Below are 21,639 nucleotides of genomic sequence, written 5' to 3' on the forward strand. Positions count from 1 at the left end.
CATGTATGATAATCCAAGTGGTAATGAGACTGTACGCTGTTCTTTTTGTGGCAAAACACAAGAAGAAGTAAAGAAAATCGTAGCAGGTCCGGGGGTCTACATCTGTAACGAATGTATTGACCTATGTAAAGAAATCATTGATGAAGAATTTTACGAAGAAGCTGTACGTGAGTTTACCGAAGTACCGAAACCTTCTGAGATTCTTGAAGTATTGGATAATTATGTGATTGGGCAAGAACGTGCGAAACGCTCATTGGCGGTAGCTGTTTACAATCACTATAAGCGTGTCAATCAAGAAGCGCAAGATGATGATGTTGAATTGCAAAAGAGCAATATCTGTTTGATCGGCCCTACTGGTTCAGGGAAAACCTTCTTGGCGCAAACTTTAGCGAAAACGTTGAATGTGCCATTTGCCATTGCCGATGCAACGAGCTTGACAGAAGCAGGATATGTCGGAGAAGATGTGGAAAATATCTTGCTGAAACTCTTACAATCTGCTGATTACAACGTAGAGCGTGCTGAAAAAGGCATCATCTATATCGATGAGATCGATAAAATCGCACGTAAAAGTGAAAACGTGTCGATCACACGTGATGTATCAGGCGAAGGCGTACAGCAAGCCTTACTGAAAATCTTGGAAGGGACTGTTGCGAGTGTGCCGCCTCAAGGTGGACGCAAACATCCGCATCAAGAATTCATCCAAATCGATACGACGAATGTATTGTTCATCGTCGGTGGAGCTTTTGACGGAATCGAAACGATCGTAAAAAATCGTATGGGTGAGAAAACGATTGGATTCGGTACGAACAACCAAAAACTTTCAGAAAATGAAAGTGTCATGCAACATATCATTCCAGAAGATCTATTGAAATTCGGTTTGATCCCTGAGTTTATCGGACGCTTACCAGTGATGGCTGCGTTAGAAAAACTGACAACAGACGATCTAGTCCGAATCTTGACGGAACCTAAAAATGCCTTAGTGAAGCAATACCAAAAATTACTTTCACTAGATGACACTGCATTAGAATTTGAACCGGAAGCACTAAAAGCAATTGCGAAAAAAGCAATCGATCGCAATACCGGCGCTCGTGGATTACGTTCGATCATCGAAGAAATCATGATGGATGTCATGTTCGATATTCCTTCGGATGAAACGATCGAGAAAGTGATCATTACTAAAGAAGCAGCCGAACTTACCGGTAAACCAACAGTTATCTACAAAGATTCAGAAAAAAAAGCGGGATAAAATGAAAGGAGCAGTCGTGAAAGTTTTTGAAGCTTTTTCGACTACTCCTTTTTATTTTAGCGAAGGAAGCGGAAATGAACGGATTCGCTATACCGCTTTAAGGAGAGAGAGTATATGAAAGTCCATCATGCGGAGATCGTGATCAGTGCAGTTGCACCAAAACAATATCCGGAAACAGATTTACCAGAGATCGCCTTGGCAGGTCGCTCGAATGTCGGAAAATCATCGTTCATCAATACATTGATCGATCGAAAGAATCTTGCACGTACATCAGGAAAACCGGGGAAAACGCAAACTTTGAATTTTTACTTGATTGAAAATGCCTTGCATTTTGTTGATGTCCCTGGCTATGGTTACGCGAAAGTCTCTAAAACAGAACGTGCCAAATGGGGACAGATGATTGAAACTTATTTGACATCTAGAGAACAACTAAAAGCCGTTGTCTCACTTGTCGATGTTCGTCACAAACCCTCACAAGAAGACATCCAAATGTACGAATTCTTGAAATATTATGATATTCCAGTCATCGTCGTTGCGACAAAGGCAGATAAAATTCCTCGTGGAAAATGGAACAAACACGAAAGCGAAATCAAAAAAGCGTTGAATTTTGATCGTAATGATACGTTCATCTTGTTTTCTTCTGTGACAAAGCAAGGAAAAGAAGAGGCGTGGAAAGCGATCGAAGACGCGATTGCAGAATAAACAAATAAGACTTGAGACTTAGCGTGAAAGGAGAACTTTCAAAAACTAAGACATCAAGTCTTTCTTGTTTATTCCTTTTTTTTGTCTTTTTTTGGTTCGCTCTTTGGTTTTAAAAAGCGGTCGATTTCTTCTTTTGAAGCGACGGTTTTTTCAGGATCAACGCCAAAAGATTCGAATAGTTTGTCTAAGTTGTCGGTACGTTCAAATTTCAATCCCATATTTATCACCTCTGATTTTATTTTAACACGGTACCATTTATTACGCGCTATAAGACGAAAAGTTTTAGTTTTTTTTTATTATTCGTTATAATTTGATTATAAAGAGATTTGAGAGAGGTGAGAAAGATGGTGCCAGAAAGAAAAATGATGCTCCGTCTCGTCATGAAAAGAGAACGTGAGAACGAAAAAGAAGAAGCCTATGATTGGTCCGTACTTACTCGTATCTTACTTGTCCCTGAATTTTTTCAATCCTCTCGTCAGATAAAAGAACCGTATACCTTGGTGAAGCTAAAACAAGCATTAGATGAAATTGATGATCGTGAAATCGGTTGGCTTGAAATCATTGAAAGAGATTTCGTCTGTCGCTTTGAGTTTGGCTACCACCACCTTCAAGTCGATTATCAGTTTACTTGGAAAATATTCGAAAAAAATGAATCGGTGATCCGCAATTATCTTCAAACAAAAATGCAAAAACACGGCATTTTTGCCTATATGAGAAGTGTCGAAGAATATCTATACCATAATACACAGTCGATCGACGAGCGATTGACATTTGAATCTTCACAGATGATCGATAAGTTGCCGAAAATCAAAGGGTCTGATGGGCAAGTGATCGTTGATTGCAACCAGTTCCCGGGCTATGATTTGATGGTCGAAGGACGTTGTTTCACTTCTTGTTGGGAAATGTATTATAGTAGCTATTACTATCGTTTGATTCCTAAAGAGATATTTTTAGAAGTTCAGCAAGTGGAAAAGATCACACAATTTGACAATCAAGTCATTGGTATCCAGTTGTATCGTGATCCCTTCCGTTGGCAAAGTGAGACGAACTTAAAATTTCAACAATACTACCGCGATCAATTAGGTTTTGATCATTTATCTTGGGATAATGGGGTAGGCTTATTGAAGGAACCATTTGTCGAATATGCCTATACGAAAGATTCCTTACAATCTGTTCAATATCAAAACCATTTGATGCAACCAACAGAAAAGAAAAAAGCAACATTTTTTGTGACAAGAAACTATGATTTTGCGACTTATGACTATAAAGAAAAAAGAGCGAGAGGCGTCCTTAACCGCCAAGCATTTTTTCCTTGGGTCGATGAAAACCATAGTCAGTTGATTTGTTATAAAGTGATCGATCCAACTTTCACGTTAGATAATGGCATCGATGCTTATACCTATTACATCAATGAATATTTAAACGTAGAAGCGCCAGATGAAATGTATCGGGATTATCTGACCTCATTACGGATTTACGTTCCTACCAAGTTTTTATCCGATTTTCCGATGGAAGAAATCAGCGATCGATTATCAACGATCAAATTCAAGCGAATCCGTAAGAGAAAAGGTCGGTTAAGTTTTGATGCGGTCCAAGGAGAAAAACGTCTACGGGTCGTCTTGTTAGATCAGGCGGAATTAACAGGGAATCTATTGATGCAAAAAAATTAAGTCATTATCAAAAGGTTCTTTTTATCAGTCTTGATGTTCAAATCAATCTATAAATTGAGCAATCAGGAATTGGAAGACTGATTTTTATAACTTAATAAAGAATTGGGAACATTACTATTCCCAAGCAGATATAAGGTGACATCCTCAAAAAATGCTTTGGGGATGTCGCTTTCTTTTTGTGGAATCAATCACTATACACTCGTTTTTTATTGTTTTTGAATGTTTTTGAACGTATTGTGTTGAATAATAAAATAAAATATGCTAAAATCTATCGTGAGGTGATCGTGGAAATGCTTACAGAAGAACGCAAACAGAAAATCTTGCAACTATTGGAGCAACACAAAATCGTCAAGTCCCAAGAGTTAGTTAATTTGTTAGATGCTTCTGAATCAACGATTAGACGAGATCTTCAAGAATTAGAAGATGAAGGTTTATTGCAACGTATCCATGGGGGAGCGAAAAAAGAGGATCTTTTAGGCTTTGAACAGAATATGAGTGAAAAAACGCTCAAAAACGTTCATGAAAAACAAGTCATCGCTCAATTGGCAGCAGAGCTAGTAAATGATGATGAGGTCATTTATCTCGATGCAGGATCAACGACTTTAGAGATCATTCCATTTTTAAAGGGGAAACAGATAACTGTTGTGACCAATTCGGTAAAACACGCTTCTGCTTTAGTTGATCTGCAAATACCAACAATTGTCTTGGGTGGGCAAGTGAAACTGTCAACAAATGCCGTATTAGGGGCAAGCACGCTCAGTCAGTTAAGTGATTATCATTTTAATAAAGCATTTATGGGAATGAATGGCGTACATCTGGAACGTGGATTTACGACACCAGATCCAGAAGAAGCCGCAGTTAAGCGATTAGCGATTGCGAATGCTCAAGATAGTTATATTTTACTTGATCATACAAAGTTCAATAAACAAACGTTTGTTTCTGTTGCACCACTACAAGCTGCCACGATCATAACCGAACGTTGTCCATTAGAATTTCAATCTGCTTATAGCGAACGGACAACAATCAAGGAGGCAAATCAATGATTTATACAGTAACACTTAATCCATCAATCGATTTTATCGTACGTGTTGACGGATTAAAACTCGGTGATTTAAACCGTATGACCGAAGATTTCAAAGTGCCTGGTGGAAAAGGGATCAACGTTTCTCGTATTTTGAAACGCATCGATTCTGAATCGACTGCATTAGGTTTTCTAGGTGGATTCACTGGAAACTTTATTTCTGACTGGCTAAAAGAAGAGGAGATCGCGACCGCTTTTACGCAAGTAGAAGAAGATACGCGGATCAACATCAAACTAAAATCTGATTCTGAAACAGAGATCAATGGACAAGGACCGATGATTTCAGATCAAGCAATCGACCGTTTGAAAGCAGAATTAGCCACCGTTGGAGCAAAAGACATCGTGGTTTTATCTGGAAGTACGCCTGCAAGCTTACGTGCCGGCTTCTACCAAGAGTTGATCGAGATCATCCGTGAAAAAGGGGCAGAGTTTGTGATCGATACGACGGGCGATGACTTGAAGGAAGCCTTGAAAAAAGAACCATTATTGATCAAGCCGAATAATCACGAATTAGCTGAATTATATAATGTAACTTTTGATTCAGTCGAAGACATCCTTCCTTATGGTAAGAAATTATTAGAAGAAGGAGCGAAAAATGTCTTGATCTCAATGGCAGGCGACGGGGCTTTATTATTTACAAAAGATGGCACTTATCGTTCAAACGTCTTAGTTCGTCCATTGAAAAACTCGGTTGGTGCCGGAGATTCGATGATTGCTGGCTTTATCGGTTCATATAGCAAACAGGCAGATGCGGTGGAAGCATTCAAATGGGGCGTGGCATGCGGCAGCGCGACAGCTTTTTCAGATGATTTAGCGGTTCGCTCGTTTATCGATGAATTATTACCAGAAGTAGAAATTACTAAAATTGATTAATATCGTGGGGGGTACATCATGGAAATCAAAGACTTAATGATCAAAGATGCGATGATCATGGACCTACAGGCAACTGATAAAAAAGGTGCCATCGATGAAATGGTCCAAAAAATGTATGATGCAGGTCGCATCTCAGATATCGAAACTTATAAAGAAGGAATTTTAGCTCGTGAAGCACAAACATCTACTGGTTTAGGTGACGGCATCGCGATGCCACATGCGAAAAATGCAGCAGTGAAAGAAGCAACTGTTTTGTTTGCGAAAAGTAACAAAGGGGTAGACTATGAAGCGCTTGATGGTCAGCCGACTTTCTTATTCTTTATGATCGCTGCACCAGAAGGAGCAAACGACACGCATTTACAAGCATTAGCTGCATTGTCACGTTTGCTGATCGATCCAGATTTTGTTGGGAAATTAAAAGAAGCTGCAACACCTGAAGAAGTCCAAGAATTGTTCCAAACAGCAGAACAACAAAAAGAAGCTGAAGCAGTAGCGGAACAAGAAGAAGCAGCGCAAACAGTTTCTTCATCAGACAAAAAATTTATCGTTGCAGTAACAGCGTGTCCAACAGGGATCGCACATACGTACATGGCAGAAGATGCGTTGAAGAAAAAAGCCAAAGAGATGGGCGTAGAGATCAAAGTTGAAACAAATGGATCTGAAGGTATCAAAAATCGTTTGACTGCTGAAGACATTGCACGTGCAGACGGTGTCATCGTTGCCGCTGATAAAAAAGTCGAAATGAATCGTTTCGACGGAAAAGAATTAGTCAATCGCCCAGTAAGTGACGGTATCCGTAAAACGGAAGAATTGATCAATATAGCAATCAGTGGTTCAGCGCCAGTTTTCCATGGTGATGGAAAAGAAAATGCGGCAGATGAAGGAAATGCGGATGGTACGATCGGACAACGAATCTATAAAGATTTGATGAACGGTGTTTCTCACATGCTACCATTCGTTATCGGTGGCGGGATCGCCATTGCCTTATCATTTATGGTGGACCAATTCATGGGGGTACCACAAGATCAATTAGCAAACCTTGGGAACTACAACCAAGCAGCGAGCTGGTTCAATCAAATCGGTCAAGCGGCATTTGGCTTTATGTTACCAGTCTTAGCTGGATTCATTGCTTCAAGTATTGGTGATCGTCCTGGATTGATCGTTGGTTTTGCCGCTGGAGCATTAGCAAATACAGGTGGCGCAGGTTTCTTAGGTGCATTGATCGGTGGTTTCTTAGCTGGTTACGTGATCGTCTTCTTGCGTAAACTATTCAAAAACTTACCGAAATCATTGGAAGGAATCAAAACGATTTTATTCTATCCTGTCTTTGGTTTATTGATTACCGGTTTCTTGATGTTGATGGTCAACGTACCAATGAAAGCAATCAATGATGGGTTGAATGCTTTCTTATCTGGACTTAGCGGTTCAAACGCAGCATTACTAGGCGCATTACTTGCTGGAATGATGGCTGCCGATTTAGGTGGACCAATCAACAAAGCAGCTTATGTCTTTGGTACAGCTACTTTAGCAACAACGGTTGCCACTGGTGGTAGTGTCGTAATGGCTTCTGTTATGGCAGGTGGGATGGTTCCGCCATTAGCAATTTTCGTCGCAACACGTTTGTTCAAAAATAAATTCAGCAAAACAGATCAAGATGCTGGCTTAACAAATATTGTTATGGGGCTTTCGTTTGTGACAGAAGGTTCGATCCCATTTGCTGCAGCTGATCCAATCAGAGCGATTCCAAGTTTCATTATCGGTTCAGCATTGACCGGTGGATTAGTTGGTGCATTCGGTATTAAATTGTTAGCACCACATGGCGGAATCTTCGTTGTATTCTTATTAAGTCATCCGTTGATGTACTTGTTGTTTATCGCAATTGGTGCAGTTGTATCTGGCGTTATTTATGGTTGGTTGAGAAAATCACCAACAGTCAGTGAAGCATAAGTTTACAAGCATAATACCTTACTAAGGAAATTTACTTCTTAGTAAGGTATTTTTTTGTATAAAAAAACAAAAAACATATTGTTTGACTTTATTATGTCCCTCATAGTATCATCGTTTTGTTATTAATATTTAATATTATTATTGCTATTTTATCATTTTAATTCCATTAGGAGGGAAACATGTATAAGTCAGGAAAAACCTTAATATTACTAGGGTTATTTTATTTATTTTTTTCGCATGGACTTGATTTACATGCGAATACATAAGAAACAGATGTTATTTATATCGAGGAAACAGAAGCTACAGATTCGGGGGTTGAAGAATTAAAAAATAACGAAGCGTATCGTTATGAAGATGAGGTTGATACGGATGTCTCTGAAGAGAGCGTAGAAATTGAGGAGGAAGAGATACATATCGATAGTAGTCAGGAAGCACCTGAAGGACATGAAGCAAATGAAGCAAATGAAGCGTTGATGCCATTAACAGGCAATGGAACAGAACAAGAACCATATACTGCTGGAACAGCAGCGGAGTTAAGAAGCGTCCTCCAAACGATCCGCACAGACCCTGGAACAGGAACTTATCACATTTTATTAACAGATAATATCTTTTACAATGCCTCGGATGTATTTGAAATCCATAAAGATGTCGTAATTGATGGGCAAGGATTTCACATGTTATACGCTAACAATGCAAGTACGGCTGCAGGCGATACAGGTTTTAGAATAAGAGTTTCTGGTGTACAAGCGACTGTGAGAAATCTGAACTTTGGAAGTGATACACTCACAGATGCTAATGGACAAGTATATGACAATAATACGTATTATGGCGTCCTAGGTTCTGCGGGAACCGATAATATCCGTTTTGATGCAATTTTTGAAAATGTGAACTATTTTGCACGGAGGGGTGCGCAACCACTTCTCACATGGAATCGACAATCGCGATTTATTTTCAAAGGAGAAAATCATTTTATTAGTCGCACTGGGACAAATAGTCAAGAATTTATGGAAGGCTATAATATCACCTTTGCAGAAGGATCTAAAACAACGATCGATCACCAAACTGAAGTTAACTTAGGGTTTATCTTTGCATTTGGTACTGGCGGTTCTGCTGGAAGTGATGGTCGAATACGAATCAATGTGGAAGAAAATGCCGAAGTGAATATCCTTTCTTCAAAACAGCATTTTACCTTTGGTGCGCAAGTGATTTTTACGATTGCAGAAAATGCTAAGTTCCATTATAGACAAACAGCCAATCGAGCTTTGAGTTTTTCCAATAACCAAGCGGTAACTGTCAATATCGATCCGAATACACAAGCTACTTTTTTAAGTAACGGTCAGATCAATTCAGGAAATACCGTCAATTTTAATGTGAATGAACCAGATTTTATTCGTTTTCAAAATCTTTCGAGCTCAACTGGACTTTTTGCACGAAACATGAATTTTAACCGACTGGATAGTGCGGGTGAAGCAACGGGTGGCTATAACTTTTACTATATGAATCAAAATCAGCGACTAGTAAGAAGAGGGATTCCAGGAGCATCATCAAGAGTTTTAGCAAATAATCAATTTAGTCACTCCGGATTACGTCATGCGATCTACAAAAAGAGAACAAATTTTGACTTGACGAATACGGCGGATGTCGGAATTGGCAGAAGTAAATTAACGACGACGATCGATTCGTATGATCCTGCTGGGCGATTGGTCACAGATGTGGAGTATAAACTTAGCAAGGAACGGTTATGGAGCGGTGCTTCGATTACAGAAACCAGTGCCCAAACGGCAATCGAACAGGCAACAGAAAATACACCTGGCATGGTTGCGACAAATAAATCAACCAACTTATCTTGGCAAAACGATGAATTACGTGCAGGCACTTATTACGTGTATGCACGGGTTACAACAGCGATCAGTGATGATCCAGAAAAGCTACTTTTTGCAAGTGATAGTTTCTGGCAAGAAAAAGAAGTCGTTATTGAAAGAAGCCCGATCCATGTTGTGGTTCCTTTAGAAAAGTTATTTGATGTTCGTGAGACGGGTGAGTTTTATAAAGATGAACATAGCCAGCCAATCGTCAGTCATAGTAATTTTCCAATTGATTTTACAGTCACCCACGTTGCTGACCATTCCGTTGACCCGACGATCACTTTAGTGGATGAGATCATAGAGGAAGGTAAGGATGATTTAGTACTAAATTTAGGTGTGACCAATGGACAAAAATTAGGACCGTTATTGGTTGGTGAAAATAAGCTAGATACAGTTTCATTAGAGCCGTTTTTAGACGAGCCTTTAGAGCTTTTTCTAAAAGGAGAATTTAGAGGGTCCATCTTCAAAAAACATCAAACCGATTTTCGATTAACTTATATACTAACTGCACAAGGAGCTGAGGACTAATGGAAAACGCATCAGATAAACGAAAGAAACAAATAATCATCATACTCGTACTACTTTTATTACTGATAGTCGGTTGGCTAGCCTATCAACATTTCTTTCCAGAAAAACCTGAGCCGGTCACGCTCGTCAGCGGCGAATTTTTGCCAGACGGGAAAGATGCACAACGAATCTCAGAAGACGAGTTAGCCGAATTAGCCCAAACAGCTGCTGACAGAAGCAAATTCAATCTAATGATTTCACCGGAGGCGACGTTTAATCACCGAACCCTCCAAGGTGAATTGATGATCAAAAATCCACTCGAAAATGGTCACCCAATCAATGTGGAAATACGGAAAAAGAGCAATGATGAACTTGTTTATACATCTGGAGCTATTCAGCCAGGGTATGAAATAAAAGAAGTGACGCTTGAACAGTCACTAGAGAAAGGAGAGCATCCATCTGTAGCAATGTTTAGTTTGTATGATCCAGATACAAACCAGAAAAAAGGACAAGTAGCAGCTGGAGTGACATTAGTCATCGAATAAAAAATAAAAAAATAGATAGGGGAATATCAAAATGAAGAAGAAATTATTATCTAGTTTATTAGTAGTAGGAACAAGCCTAGGAGCGTTAGCACCAGCAACGATCTTAGCGACTGACGTTATTGGAAATTCATCGGCAGACATCACGATCAACGGATCACTTGGATTAGACAATACAGATCCTGATGAAGAAATTGAGGAAGGTGATACGAATTGGATCAACGTTACTTTAGATACAGCAACGATTTTCTATAATCTTTCCGGAACAACTACCATTGATTCACCAACATATAACATTGAGAATAAATCAGGTCGTCCGGTAAAGGTATCTATTAAGGACTTTACTCAAACAGATACATCTAACATTAGTGTCATTGACAGTTTGGACTTTGTTTCAAGCATTGGTGGGAGTGCGATAACTAAGCCATTGATCACTAGTGGGGATATTGAAGATTTTACTAATCCAACTGAACTCTTTACTTTAGCAAATAGCGTAGGAAACTTGAATGCAGATGGTACTTCAACTGGTGACCAGTCTACGACATTCAAGTACGAAGGGACTGTATCAGGAGATAATATTGCTCGAACAAATCCAGCATTCACACTGACACTTCAATTAGATGCAGTATCATTTCAACCTTAAGATAGAAGGGATAACATGAGTACAACAACGATTGAATTGAACGGGATGTTAGGTGTGACAGAGCAAGCGCCAACACCAAAAGAAGAAACACCTTCACCTGAAACAAATTCAACGATTCGTTCCGAAGTGAAGGTGGTTAACCCTTTACCAAAAACAAATGATCAAACTGGAATGTATCTCTCGCTTTTAGGATTCGTGCTTATTCTACTTGCATGCTTTATATGGGCGATCAGTCGCAACCTGAAAGACCATAAGCTAATAAATTGAGATAGAAAAAATCCATGATGGCTATCTATTCCACTCGTTTCTGTCACTTTTTGTGGTAGAGGGACAAGAGAAAGAATCAATTTAAGCCTAGGCTTAGGTTGATTCTTTTTTCTAAATGATTATCTCATAATTTCGTTGATTTTCCATGCTATTTTTACAAAATCTTCCTTACTGTTTTTTTTAAATATTGAAAAAAATAGTGTGAAGTTTTTTAGCCTAGCCTCAAAAAGGAGGACGTTATGAAAAAAATAGTAAACATTCTGTTGCTTTCTATATTTATATGGAGCCATCTCTTTCCGTATCACTTAATCTATGCAGATGTCGAAACCCAGTTGGAGTCTTCCTATGTAGAAGTAATCACAGAAGACTTTTCGACCGATGACAGAAAAAATGAGGATCAGGAAAATACGGAGGAAGTGGTTGAAGAAGCTACCAGATCAGAAGAAAGTGACGATCCAGCCGTACAGTCTGAAGAAGTAATAACTACAGCAGAACGAATCTCGCCTTATAGCGGCACTGGTACATTTGCTGATCCATTTACCGCTGGTTCAGCAACAGAGTTGATCACCGTGTTACAAACCATTACCAATGCAACCACGCCTGGCCCCTATTACATCACACTGACAGCGAATATCGTTTATGAAGACTCTGATTCGTTCAGTATCAATAAAGATGTTGTCATCGATGGACAAGACTTTTATATGTTGTATTCTAATAGTTCAAGTACCGCAGCGCTAGATACTGGCTTTCGCGCTAAGACCTCTGGTGTGACGGTCACTTTAAGAAATATCAATTTCGGTAGTGATACACTCATGGATGCGAACAACCAAATTTATGATAATAGCACCTATTATGGGATTATTGGGGCGATTAGTGAGCAAACGACTTTCCATGCCATAATGGAAAATGTCAATTACTATGCTCAAACAGGCGCGCAGCCTTTTGTCTCATGGAATCGACAATCAACTTTTACCTTTCAAGGGGAGAATACATTTGTTGGTAGAGCGGGTTGGGATAGCGAAGAATTTTTAGAAGGCTATAATGTCATTTTTGCGGAAGGTTCAAAAACAACGATTGATCATCAAACAACCACTGATTTAGGATTATTTTATGCTTATGGAACTGGTGGGGCAACAGATGGTCGTTTACGAATCACAATTGAAGAGAACGCTGAAGTAGAGATTATTTCAACCAAACCATCATTTACGTATAATGAATTTTCTACTGGGGTTGATTTTACCATTGAAGATGGTGCAAGGTTTTACTACACACATGTAGGTGCAAATTCGATGTATTTTTCTAATATGGTCCCAGTGATCTTCACAGTTGGGAGTGAGGCTCAAGTTTCTTTTGTGAATACGTCAACATTTCGTTCAGGAAATACAGTGACTTTTAACGTGAATGCACCTGATTACATTCGCTTTAAAAACGCAGGTGCTGCTGGGGCAGGTTTGTTCTCGACTGCGATGACATTTAATCGGCAGGATGGTGCTATCGGTGTAACTGGAGACTATCGATTCAGCTATTTAAATGCAAGTAGTCAATTGCAGGAAAAAGAAGTAGCTAGCGTATCGTCCAGCACATTGAACAACAGCTATTTTAGCAACCCCCAATTAATGCAAGCAATCTACCAAAAAAGAATCGAAGTAACTGATTGGAGCAATGTACCTGATGTAGCAGTAAATCAAAGTGAACTGACGACAACAATCAATAGCTTTAATCCGCCTACACGGACAGTGACTACGGTCGAGTATAAGTTAAGCGAAGAAAGTTTATGGACCGGCGCAGCTATCACAGACGCACAAGCACAAACAGCTATCGAAAATGCGACACTTGCGACAAGTGGCGTAATTGCAGTCGATACATCCACTGAACAAGTCTGGCAAAATGAAGAACTACAGGCAGGCACCTATTATGTGTATGTTAAACTGACTGGAGCTATCAGTGATGACCCGGACGTACAAGTGTACACGACGGAGAGCATGTGGTTTGAAGCAGAGATCGTCGTACCAAAAAGTCCAATCAGTGTGGAAGTTCCTTTGGAGTTGATATTTGGAACAAAAGAAGCAGGGGCATTCAGTGCCAATGATTCGGCTGAACCAATCGTCAGCCAGAGCAATTTCCCAATTGATTTCACGGTCACAGAAGTAACCGATCAATCGGATGAAGCAACGATATCTCTAGTCGATCAGCTATCTGTGAACGGTGAAAATGAATTGATACTCAATTTGTCAAAAACTGACGGACAATCTATTGGTCCAATGCTCGTTGGTGAAAATGAAATCGACGCAATTAGCATTCTCCCTTTTTGGGAAACCTCCTATGATCTTTATTTAAGCGGAGAGTTCTCAGGACCGATTTTTAACAAACATCACCCAAGCTTTCTATTTACGTATCTGTTGACGGTACAATAGACTATTCACATCAAAATAAATCGTTTTACATCTCTAAGCAACCAAAATCAACTTGATGATGGTTGCTTTTTTTGTTCAAATATCAGTTTCTTTAATTATATTCTAATCTGGGATATGCACGTATATGAGTGCTTAGATGTCGATTTTTAGTAAGAGTATCATAGATGATACTAAAAAAATATTTGTTATTATTTTGTTGGTGGAGAAATACATTTTATATTGTATAAACATTGATTTAACAAGAATAATAAGGCGATTAATTTACTTCTGCTCATTTTTCCAAGAATTCCTCTCACGATGTCTTTTTATATAAAAATCGTTATGCAAGGTTTGGGCTATAGTATGTTTTGACTAAAAAGAAAAGGATATAGTATCCTTTTTTTGTAATCTTAATCTAATCTTAATTTAATGTTGTGGTAAAGGAGCGAGGTCAAATAAATGAATCATCTGGCAAGAAAAGAAATAACCATAGCTAGAAAAAATATAGAATAAGAATAAAGTGATGCAAATGATCAAAAATGTATGTTTAATTTAAAGGATTGTTGGTAAACAAGGAAATCATAAAAAGAGAAGGAGGCTATCATGAAAAAACTATCAAGATTACTCATCTTCATTTCGATTGTATGTTTGACTAGCTCAACGATGAGTCAACACTATGCTTTGACAAATAGGATAGAAAATAATGGACCAATAACTGTAAATAGTTCTGACAGTGTGATAGCAGAAACTACGGAAAATACCAGTACTGAATCGACTACGCAATCACTTGAAGAGCCAGAAAAAATGGCTAGGGCAGAACAACAAAGCTTATCCGATAAAATCAACCAAACTTCCGTGTTAGAAAGTGTTTTAAATGAAGAGTCTGAACAATCAATAACTGCTTATGTAGGAACTGGGACGGAGTCCGATCCTTTTTTGATTGGTTCAGCGGCTGACTTAACGGCAGCAATAGAACGTATTCGTTACCCTACACCTAATATGGGGCCGTATTACTTTTCCTTAACTAACGATATTTATTACTCGTATCGTGATAAATTTTATGTTGATAAACATTTAGTGATTAACGGAAATGGCTACCACATGCTTGCGGATAATTTAGGTTCTACTGTTCAAACTAATTTATTTGAAGTTAGACCGAATATTCCTGTGGAATTGACACTTAGAAATCTTAATGTAGGTAGTGATAGTTTAACTGATGAAAATGGATTAAATTATGAAAGATATTTTTCAGGTGGATTTGTTCAAACACGCGCAGGTAGTATCAAGTTAACAATTGAAAATGTGAATTTTTTTTCAAAGCAAAACTTTTCTTTTATAAACGCAACTAATGACCAAAGCGGGTTATATTTTAGTGGAACCAATTCAATTAGAAATGTCGAGGCAGGGACGAGAAAATTATTCCAAACAAAGCATTTACAATTTTTTGAAAACTCGAAAACTATTATTGAAGAAAATAGTACGGCGAGTGGACTTCTTTATGTCTCTAATCCCTTTGATGGACTAGGTTCATCAATAATAGTACGATCAAATGCTGAAGTAATTCTTAATACATCTACAGCTAATTTAGGAGATGAGCGTGCGACATACATTAATGTTCATGAACAAGGAAAGTTGGTTGTTCATGCGAATCATCCAGATATATTAAAAAATGTAGTTACGGGAGTATACGAGAATGGGACTATTTCGGTTTTTAATGCTGTAGGAATGGTATTAAATGCGACTATATTTAATATTAGGGGAGAAACTGGTCCAGGGAATATACATCTAAAAGCAGACAACGGAATAACCGTATCAGGTATCTTTAGCTTTTCTCGGACTGATTTAGGGTTTTATGATGCAGGTGGCTACAAACTTACTTCTTTTTATGGTGACAATAGACAATACCATCAGAATTTACGAGGAGGTAATGTAGATTACAGGTTTACAACTGCCTCACTGAAAGCGTCAGGGGATACCGGAACAATTTATGAATTAATTTATCATAAAATACCGAGTATAAATAACGTGGATATAGATACGGAAGTGGATTTGGATATTAGCAATCTTACTTTTAATGTTGAGGATGCTACCTTATCAGAAACATTAATTAAAAATACTGATTTTAAAATTGGAACACAACGATTATCTAATACCATTTATCCATTAAATACCTATACTACACAATCAAATATTCAAACTGCCACTGTTGGAAATAGCGGGATAATAGCATCTGGATCAACTGTAGCTAGCCCTAATTGGACTCAAGAAAGACTTCGGGCAGGTACCTACTATGTCTACATCAAAATTACTGGCCAAATGCAAGAAAATCCAGAATTAAAACATTTATTAAGTGAAAGCTTATGGTATGAAGTTGCTGTACAAGTACCAAGAAGTCCGCTAAATATCGAAGTTCCATTAGAAAAAGTATTTAAAGTTCGGGAAGAAGGGGAATTTGATACTATTGAACTATCTCAACCAATCATTAGCCATAGTAATTTCCCAATTAATCTAACAGTAACTGATGTCGTGGAACATACCACAGATTCACCTGTAACGCTGGTCAATGAAATTTTACCAGATGCGGATAAACATTTACGTTTGCACTTAGCATCAACAGATAATCAAGATTCTGGACCATTAGTTGTGGGAGAGAATCAAGCCTCACCAATCGAAATACCCCCGTTCTTCGACAATCCGGTCCATTTGTATCTCAAAGGACATTATGTCGGAGGGCTTCATGTGAAACATGATGTCAGCTATTCATTTATCTATCAGTTAACGGCAAAATAACTGAATTAGAGGATCGTCATTTCAGAAATAAGATTTCTTGTAACAATTGATAGTCGCTGTTGCCACTATGACTTAAGAAAGGTAAGGGATATCATGGACACAAATATAGAACTAAAAGGAGAATTAGGTGTTTTAGAAAGTCGACCGCCGACTGAAGAAAGCAAGCCTCCTGATGAGAGTAAACCACCAACCGAAGATAGCAATCCACCGACTGAAAGTAAGCCATCTACGGAACAAAGTAGTTCTTCCGATGATCGGACATCAACTACCGATCAGACGTCTTCCTCTGAACAACGGGAACAGACAAAGGACACCAGTGCGGTTGTGCGAACAGATACTCAAAATACGAATCAAGTTCCAATCAAAGTCGAAACACAAACGATCGATTATTTCCCTAAAACGAATGAACAAGCTGAACCGTGGTTTGTTTCTTGGGTAGGTATCTTCCTAGTAGCCGCAGTCATCAGCTATCATATCATTGATCGTAAGATGAACAAATGAATGGACAGAAGAAAGAGAACTGAGGCGAGCATCAACGCTTCAGTTTTTTTGTATGGAGAGCACGATTCATGGTGCTAATAAGTTAGTACTGTTAAGTGATTGTACTTTTACTATTGAAAGGGTTTCAGAAGTAGTCGTTCGCAAAGGTTTTCCGTCAAGATGAAGAAACTTCACTTTATTGCCTATCCGGATAATGCTATAATTAGAAGGATTGATAATAGAAAGGATGTTGTACATGTCATCCAAAGCAAACTTACTAAAGGGGATGAATCCTCGTCAACAAGAAGCAGTCCTACATACGGATGGACCGTTATTATTAATGGCTGGTGCAGGTAGTGGGAAAACACGCGTACTTACGCACCGAATTGCTTATTTGATTGAAGAAAAAGAAGTGAATCCATGGAATATCTTGGCGATCACCTTTACCAATAAAGCGGCAAAGGAAATGAAGGAACGGGTCAATGCTATTTTAGAAACTGGTGGAGAAGATGTTTGGGTCTCGACCTTTCACTCCATGTGCGTCCGCATTTTAAGAAGAGATGTCGATTACATCGGGTATAATCGCAACTTTACGATCATTGATTCTTCTGAACAGTTATCGTTGATGAAACGGATTTTGAAAGAATTGAATATCGATCCTAAAAAATACGATCCGAGAAGTCTTTTAGGCACGATCTCGCAAGCGAAAAACAGCTTGTTGTCGCCGGAAGCTTTTGCAAAGATGCAGGGCAGTTATTATGAAGAAATTGCCGCGAAATGCTATACGGCATACCAAAAAGAACTCCAATACAACCAATGCATGGATTTCGATGATTTGATCATGAACACGATCCGTTTATTTGATGAGCATCCAGACTCATTGACGTATTATCAAAATAAATTTCATTATATCCATGTGGATGAATATCAAGATACGAACCATGCGCAATACACGTTGGTCAATCAATTAGCTGGCCGTTTTAGAAATCTTTGCGTAGTTGGGGATGCCGATCAAAGTATTTATGGTTGGCGTGGCGCGGATATGCAAAATATCTTGGATTTTGAAAAAGACTATCCGGATGCGGCAGTGATCTTGCTGGAACAAAATTATCGTTCAACGAAAACGATCTTGAATGCAGCGAATCAAGTTATTGAAAACAATCGCAATCGTAAACCGAAAAACCTTTGGACAGAAAATCAAGATGGCAATAAAATCACTTACTATCGAGCAGATAATGAGCGAGATGAAACACGTTTCATTGTCGAAAGAATGCAAGAAGAGATCCGATCGAACAATCGGAATTATGGCGATTTTGCGATTCTTTATCGGACGAATGCGCAATCACGTGTGATGGAGGAAACGTTACTGAAGGCCAACATCCCATACAAAATGGTTGGCGGTCACAAATTCTATGATCGTAAAGAAATCAAAGATGTTTTGGCGTATTTAAATGTGATAGCAAACCCGCAAGATTCATTAAGCTTTGAGCGCATCGTTAATTCACCAAAACGGGGGATCGGACCAGGTTCAGTGGAAAAACTCCGTAGCTTCGCAACGATGCACGAGTGGCCTTTGTTAGAAGCAGCTCGAAATGTTGAATTAGCGAATATCGGTGGAAAAGCAGGGACACAATTAGGTTCTTTTGGTGAAATGATGCATCAGTTGACTGAAATGATTCCTTATCTGACAGTGACAGAGTTAACAAAAGAAGTCTTGGAACGTAGTGGCTATTTAGATGATCTAAAAATCCAAAATACATTAGAATCACAAGCACGTATCGAAAACTTGGAAGAGTTTTTGACGGTGACACAAGAATTTGATAGGCAGTTTGAAAAAGAAGGGTTAGAAGATGCCGACTCACCAGAAGATAAGTTGGTCGTCTTTTTAAATGACCTCGCACTTGTTTCAGATATCGATAGTTTAGAAGAAGAAACAAAACAAGTCACGTTGATGACTTTACATGCGGCTAAAGGACTAGAGTTTCCAGTGGTATTTTTGATTGGATTGGAAGAAGGCGTCTTCCCACTTTCCCGAGCATTGATGGAAGAAAGTGAATTGGAAGAGGAGCGCCGCTTAGCTTATGTAGGAATTACCAGAGCGGAAGAAGCATTGTTTGTGACCAATGCATTTTCACGTACGCTATATGGTCGTACACAATACAATCGCCCTTCACGATTTTTAGAGGAAATCGATCAAGAATTGTTGGATATCCATGGGATGCGTCCGACACCAAGTGCTTCGCAGCCTTCACCTTTTCGCGGGAAACAAACTGGAACGACGTATCAGCAACCGACAAAGACCGGTGTTTCAGCGAAAGTCGCTACCGGTGGTGAAACAGGTGGTTGGAAGCCTGGAGATAAAGTCAAACATAAAAAATGGGGACCTGGAACAGTGGTCAGAGTTACTGGCGACGCAAAAGACCTTGAGCTTGATATTGCTTTTCCAAGTCAAGGGGTCAAACGTGTATTAGCCGCTTTTGCACCAATCGAAAAAGTTTAGTTCAAATAGGGGGAGAAAAAGATGGAACACGAAATGACGATCGATGAAGCGACAAAAAGAGCAGAAGAACTTAGAGTGCAGTTAGATCGTTGGTCTCGTGAGTATTATGTGTTGGACCAACCAACAGTGGAAGACTATGTCTATGATAAGACCTATGCTGAGTTAGTGGCGATCGAAGAGCAATATCCAGATTTGATCACCGCAGATTCACCGACACAACGAGTAGGTGGGAAGATTCTTTCCGCATTTGAAAAAGTCATACACGATATTCCATTATATAGTTTAAATGATGTTTTTAATAAGGAAGAATTGTTAGCTTTTGACCAACGTGTTCAAAAAGCAATCGGTCATCCAGTCGATTATTGTTGTGAATTGAAAATCGACGGTCTCTCAGTGTCGTTGCGTTATGATAATGGGGAGTTTGTTCGTGGTGCCACTCGTGGGGATGGTTCTGTTGGTGAGAATATCACGGAAAACTTAAAAACGGTGCGTTCTGTCCCAATTCAATTAAAAGAACCTATGAGTATTGAAGTGCGTGGCGAATGCTTTATGCCAAAACGCTCATTTGTCAAATTGAACCAAAAAAATGAAGAAGAAGGCAAGCCGGTCTTTGCGAATCCTCGGAATGCTGCCGCAGGTTCATTGCGTCAATTAGATTCCAAGATCACAGCGAAAAGAAATCTCGATACGTTCTTATATACCGTAGCAGATTTCGGACCGATGCAAGCTACTACGCAATACGAAGCCTTAGAAGAATTAGATAAGATCGGGTTCCATACGAATCATGAAAAACGTCTTTGTCAGTCGATCGACGAAGTTTGGGCATTCATTGAAGAGTACCACGAAAAAAGAAAAGACTTACCTTATGAGATCGACGGCATCGTGATAAAAGTCAATGATTTTTCATTACAAGACCAACTAGGCTTCACAGTCAAAGCACCTCGTTGGGCGACTGCCTATAAGTTTCCGCCTGAAGAAGTGGAAACAGTGATCGAAGAAATCGAATGGACAGTGGGACGGACTGGTGTGGTGACACCAACAGCGATCATGACACCGGTTCGTGTGGCTGGAACGACAGTGAGTCGCGCGAGTCTGCATAATGGTGACTATATCCAAATGAAGGATATTCGTTTGAATGATACTGTTCAAATCTATAAGGCAGGAGATATCATTCCAGAAGTCGCTCAAGTTATTTTAGATAAACGACCCGCTGACAGTGAGCCTTACCCAATGCCCGAGCATTGCCCCGTTTGTCAGAGTGATTTAGTCCATTTAGATGAAGAAGTTGCCTTGCGTTGCATCAATCCAAAATGTCCAGCGCAAATGAAAGAAGGCTTGAACCATTTTGTTTCGCGCAATGCGATGAACATCGATGGCTTAGGGCCGAGAGTCTTAGAACAGATGTACGACAAGAAATTGGTGGCAGACGTTGCAGATCTTTACAAGCTAACAGAAGAAGAACTATTGACGCTAGACAAGATCAAAGAAAAATCTGCCAACAATATTTTGACTGCGATCGACAACAGTAAAGATAACTCGGTGGAACGGTTGATTTTTGGTTTAGGTATCCGTCACGTTGGGGCGAAAGCAGCGAAGATCTTAGCAGAGCATTTTGGCGATTTAGAAACTTTGAGTCGTAGTGATTTTGAATCGATCATCCAGCTAGATACGATCGGTGATATTATTGCGGACAGTGTCGTAACGTATTTTGACAACGAAGAAGTCCACGAATTGATGGAAGAGCTGAAACAAGCAGGTGTCAATCTTGAATACAAAGGGATTCGTTCGACACAGTTGGAAGAAGTTGAATCACCGTTCAAAGATAAGACGATCGTGTTAACGGGTAAATTGACGCGCTTCACGAGAGAAGAGGCGAAAGAAACGATCGAGAACTTAGGTGGCAGAGTCACTGGCAGTGTTTCGAAAAAAACAGATATTGTTGTTGCCGGCGAAGATGCAGGTAGTAAATTGACGAAAGCCCAAGAGTTAGGAATCGATGTCTGGACGGAAGATCAAATGGCTGAAGCCTTGGCAGAGAGTCATCCTGTCGGTGAAGAAGATTAAGTTTTTCAGATAAATTTCAAGAAAGAATTTCAGAATGCGATTTTCTTATGTTAAAATAAGAAGCAAAGT

16 protein-coding genes are annotated in these 21,639 nt (G+C 39.2%); 15 read left to right on the forward strand and 1 reads right to left on the reverse strand.

Features of this window, described 5'->3' with window-relative positions:
- Position 1 precedes the first annotated feature (1 nt).
- Both clpX and yihA read left to right on the forward strand, forming a co-directional pair.
- Positions 2-1,246, forward strand: coding sequence for an ATP-dependent Clp protease ATP-binding subunit ClpX (gene clpX, locus JZO83_RS06555; protein WP_206856026.1), 1,245 nt, complete (start codon positions 2-4; stop codon positions 1,244-1,246).
- A gap of 114 nt (positions 1,247-1,360) precedes the next feature.
- Positions 1,361-1,948, forward strand: coding sequence for a ribosome biogenesis GTP-binding protein YihA/YsxC (gene yihA, locus JZO83_RS06560; protein WP_207115302.1), 588 nt, complete (start codon positions 1,361-1,363; stop codon positions 1,946-1,948).
- Between the two features lie 68 nt (positions 1,949-2,016).
- Here the strand turns inward: yihA and JZO83_RS06565 are convergent, their stop codons facing one another.
- Positions 2,017-2,166 (reverse strand): SPJ_0845 family protein, encoded by a 150-nt coding sequence (locus JZO83_RS06565; protein ID WP_207115303.1) that lies wholly within the window; start codon positions 2,164-2,166, stop codon positions 2,017-2,019.
- Between the two features lie 126 nt (positions 2,167-2,292).
- Between JZO83_RS06565 and JZO83_RS06570 the strand changes: the two genes are divergently transcribed.
- The 13 genes from JZO83_RS06570 (at position 2,293) to ligA (ending at position 21,570) form a co-directional block, all read left to right on the forward strand.
- The gene (locus tag JZO83_RS06570; protein ID WP_207115304.1) at positions 2,293-3,618 is read left to right on the forward strand and encodes a hypothetical protein; all 1,326 of its coding nucleotides are present in this window, start codon (positions 2,293-2,295) and stop codon (positions 3,616-3,618) included.
- Between the two features lie 290 nt (positions 3,619-3,908).
- On the forward strand, positions 3,909-4,661 hold the full coding sequence (locus JZO83_RS06575; protein WP_207115305.1) for a DeoR/GlpR family DNA-binding transcription regulator: 753 nt from the start codon (positions 3,909-3,911) through the stop codon (positions 4,659-4,661).
- Positions 4,658-5,572, forward strand: a complete 915-nt coding sequence (pfkB, locus tag JZO83_RS06580) for a 1-phosphofructokinase (protein ID WP_207115306.1) — start codon at positions 4,658-4,660, stop codon at positions 5,570-5,572. The genes JZO83_RS06575 and pfkB overlap by 4 nt, the downstream gene beginning before the upstream one ends.
- An 18-nt stretch (positions 5,573-5,590) precedes the next feature.
- Complete coding sequence (locus tag JZO83_RS06585; RefSeq protein ID WP_207115307.1) at positions 5,591-7,519, forward strand: fructose-specific PTS transporter subunit EIIC; 1,929 nt, start codon at positions 5,591-5,593, stop codon at positions 7,517-7,519.
- Positions 7,520-7,992: 473 nt separating this feature from the next.
- A complete protein-coding gene (locus JZO83_RS06590) occupies positions 7,993-9,912 on the forward strand; it encodes a hypothetical protein (protein ID WP_207115308.1) in 1,920 nt (639 codons plus the stop codon).
- The gene (locus tag JZO83_RS06595) at positions 9,912-10,436 is read left to right on the forward strand and encodes a hypothetical protein (protein WP_206856048.1); all 525 of its coding nucleotides are present in this window, start codon (positions 9,912-9,914) and stop codon (positions 10,434-10,436) included. The genes JZO83_RS06590 and JZO83_RS06595 overlap by 1 nt, the downstream gene beginning before the upstream one ends.
- Before the next feature lie 31 nt (positions 10,437-10,467).
- Positions 10,468-11,076, forward strand: coding sequence for a hypothetical protein (locus tag JZO83_RS06600; RefSeq protein WP_207115309.1), 609 nt, complete (start codon positions 10,468-10,470; stop codon positions 11,074-11,076).
- A 15-nt stretch (positions 11,077-11,091) separates the two neighbouring features.
- Positions 11,092-11,343, forward strand: a complete 252-nt coding sequence (locus JZO83_RS06605) for an LPXTG cell wall anchor domain-containing protein (protein ID WP_207115310.1) — start codon at positions 11,092-11,094, stop codon at positions 11,341-11,343.
- Between the two features lie 239 nt (positions 11,344-11,582).
- Complete coding sequence (locus JZO83_RS06610) at positions 11,583-13,757, forward strand: hypothetical protein (protein ID WP_207115311.1); 2,175 nt, start codon at positions 11,583-11,585, stop codon at positions 13,755-13,757.
- A gap of 582 nt (positions 13,758-14,339) precedes the next feature.
- Positions 14,340-16,526 (forward strand): hypothetical protein, encoded by a 2,187-nt coding sequence (locus tag JZO83_RS06615; protein ID WP_207115312.1) that lies wholly within the window; start codon positions 14,340-14,342, stop codon positions 16,524-16,526.
- 93 nt (positions 16,527-16,619) lie between these two features.
- The gene (locus tag JZO83_RS06620; protein WP_206856062.1) at positions 16,620-17,027 is read left to right on the forward strand and encodes a hypothetical protein; all 408 of its coding nucleotides are present in this window, start codon (positions 16,620-16,622) and stop codon (positions 17,025-17,027) included.
- Between the two features lie 235 nt (positions 17,028-17,262).
- Complete coding sequence (gene pcrA / locus JZO83_RS06625) at positions 17,263-19,506, forward strand: DNA helicase PcrA (protein ID WP_207115313.1); 2,244 nt, start codon at positions 17,263-17,265, stop codon at positions 19,504-19,506.
- Positions 19,507-19,527: 21 nt separating this feature from the next.
- Positions 19,528-21,570, forward strand: coding sequence for an NAD-dependent DNA ligase LigA (gene ligA, locus JZO83_RS06630; RefSeq protein ID WP_207115314.1), 2,043 nt, complete (start codon positions 19,528-19,530; stop codon positions 21,568-21,570).
- Positions 21,571-21,639: the final 69 nt, after the last annotated feature.

This window comes from Enterococcus sp. DIV1298c (assembly GCF_017316315.1).
GTDB lineage: Bacteria > Bacillota > Bacilli > Lactobacillales > Enterococcaceae > Enterococcus_B > Enterococcus_B mangumiae.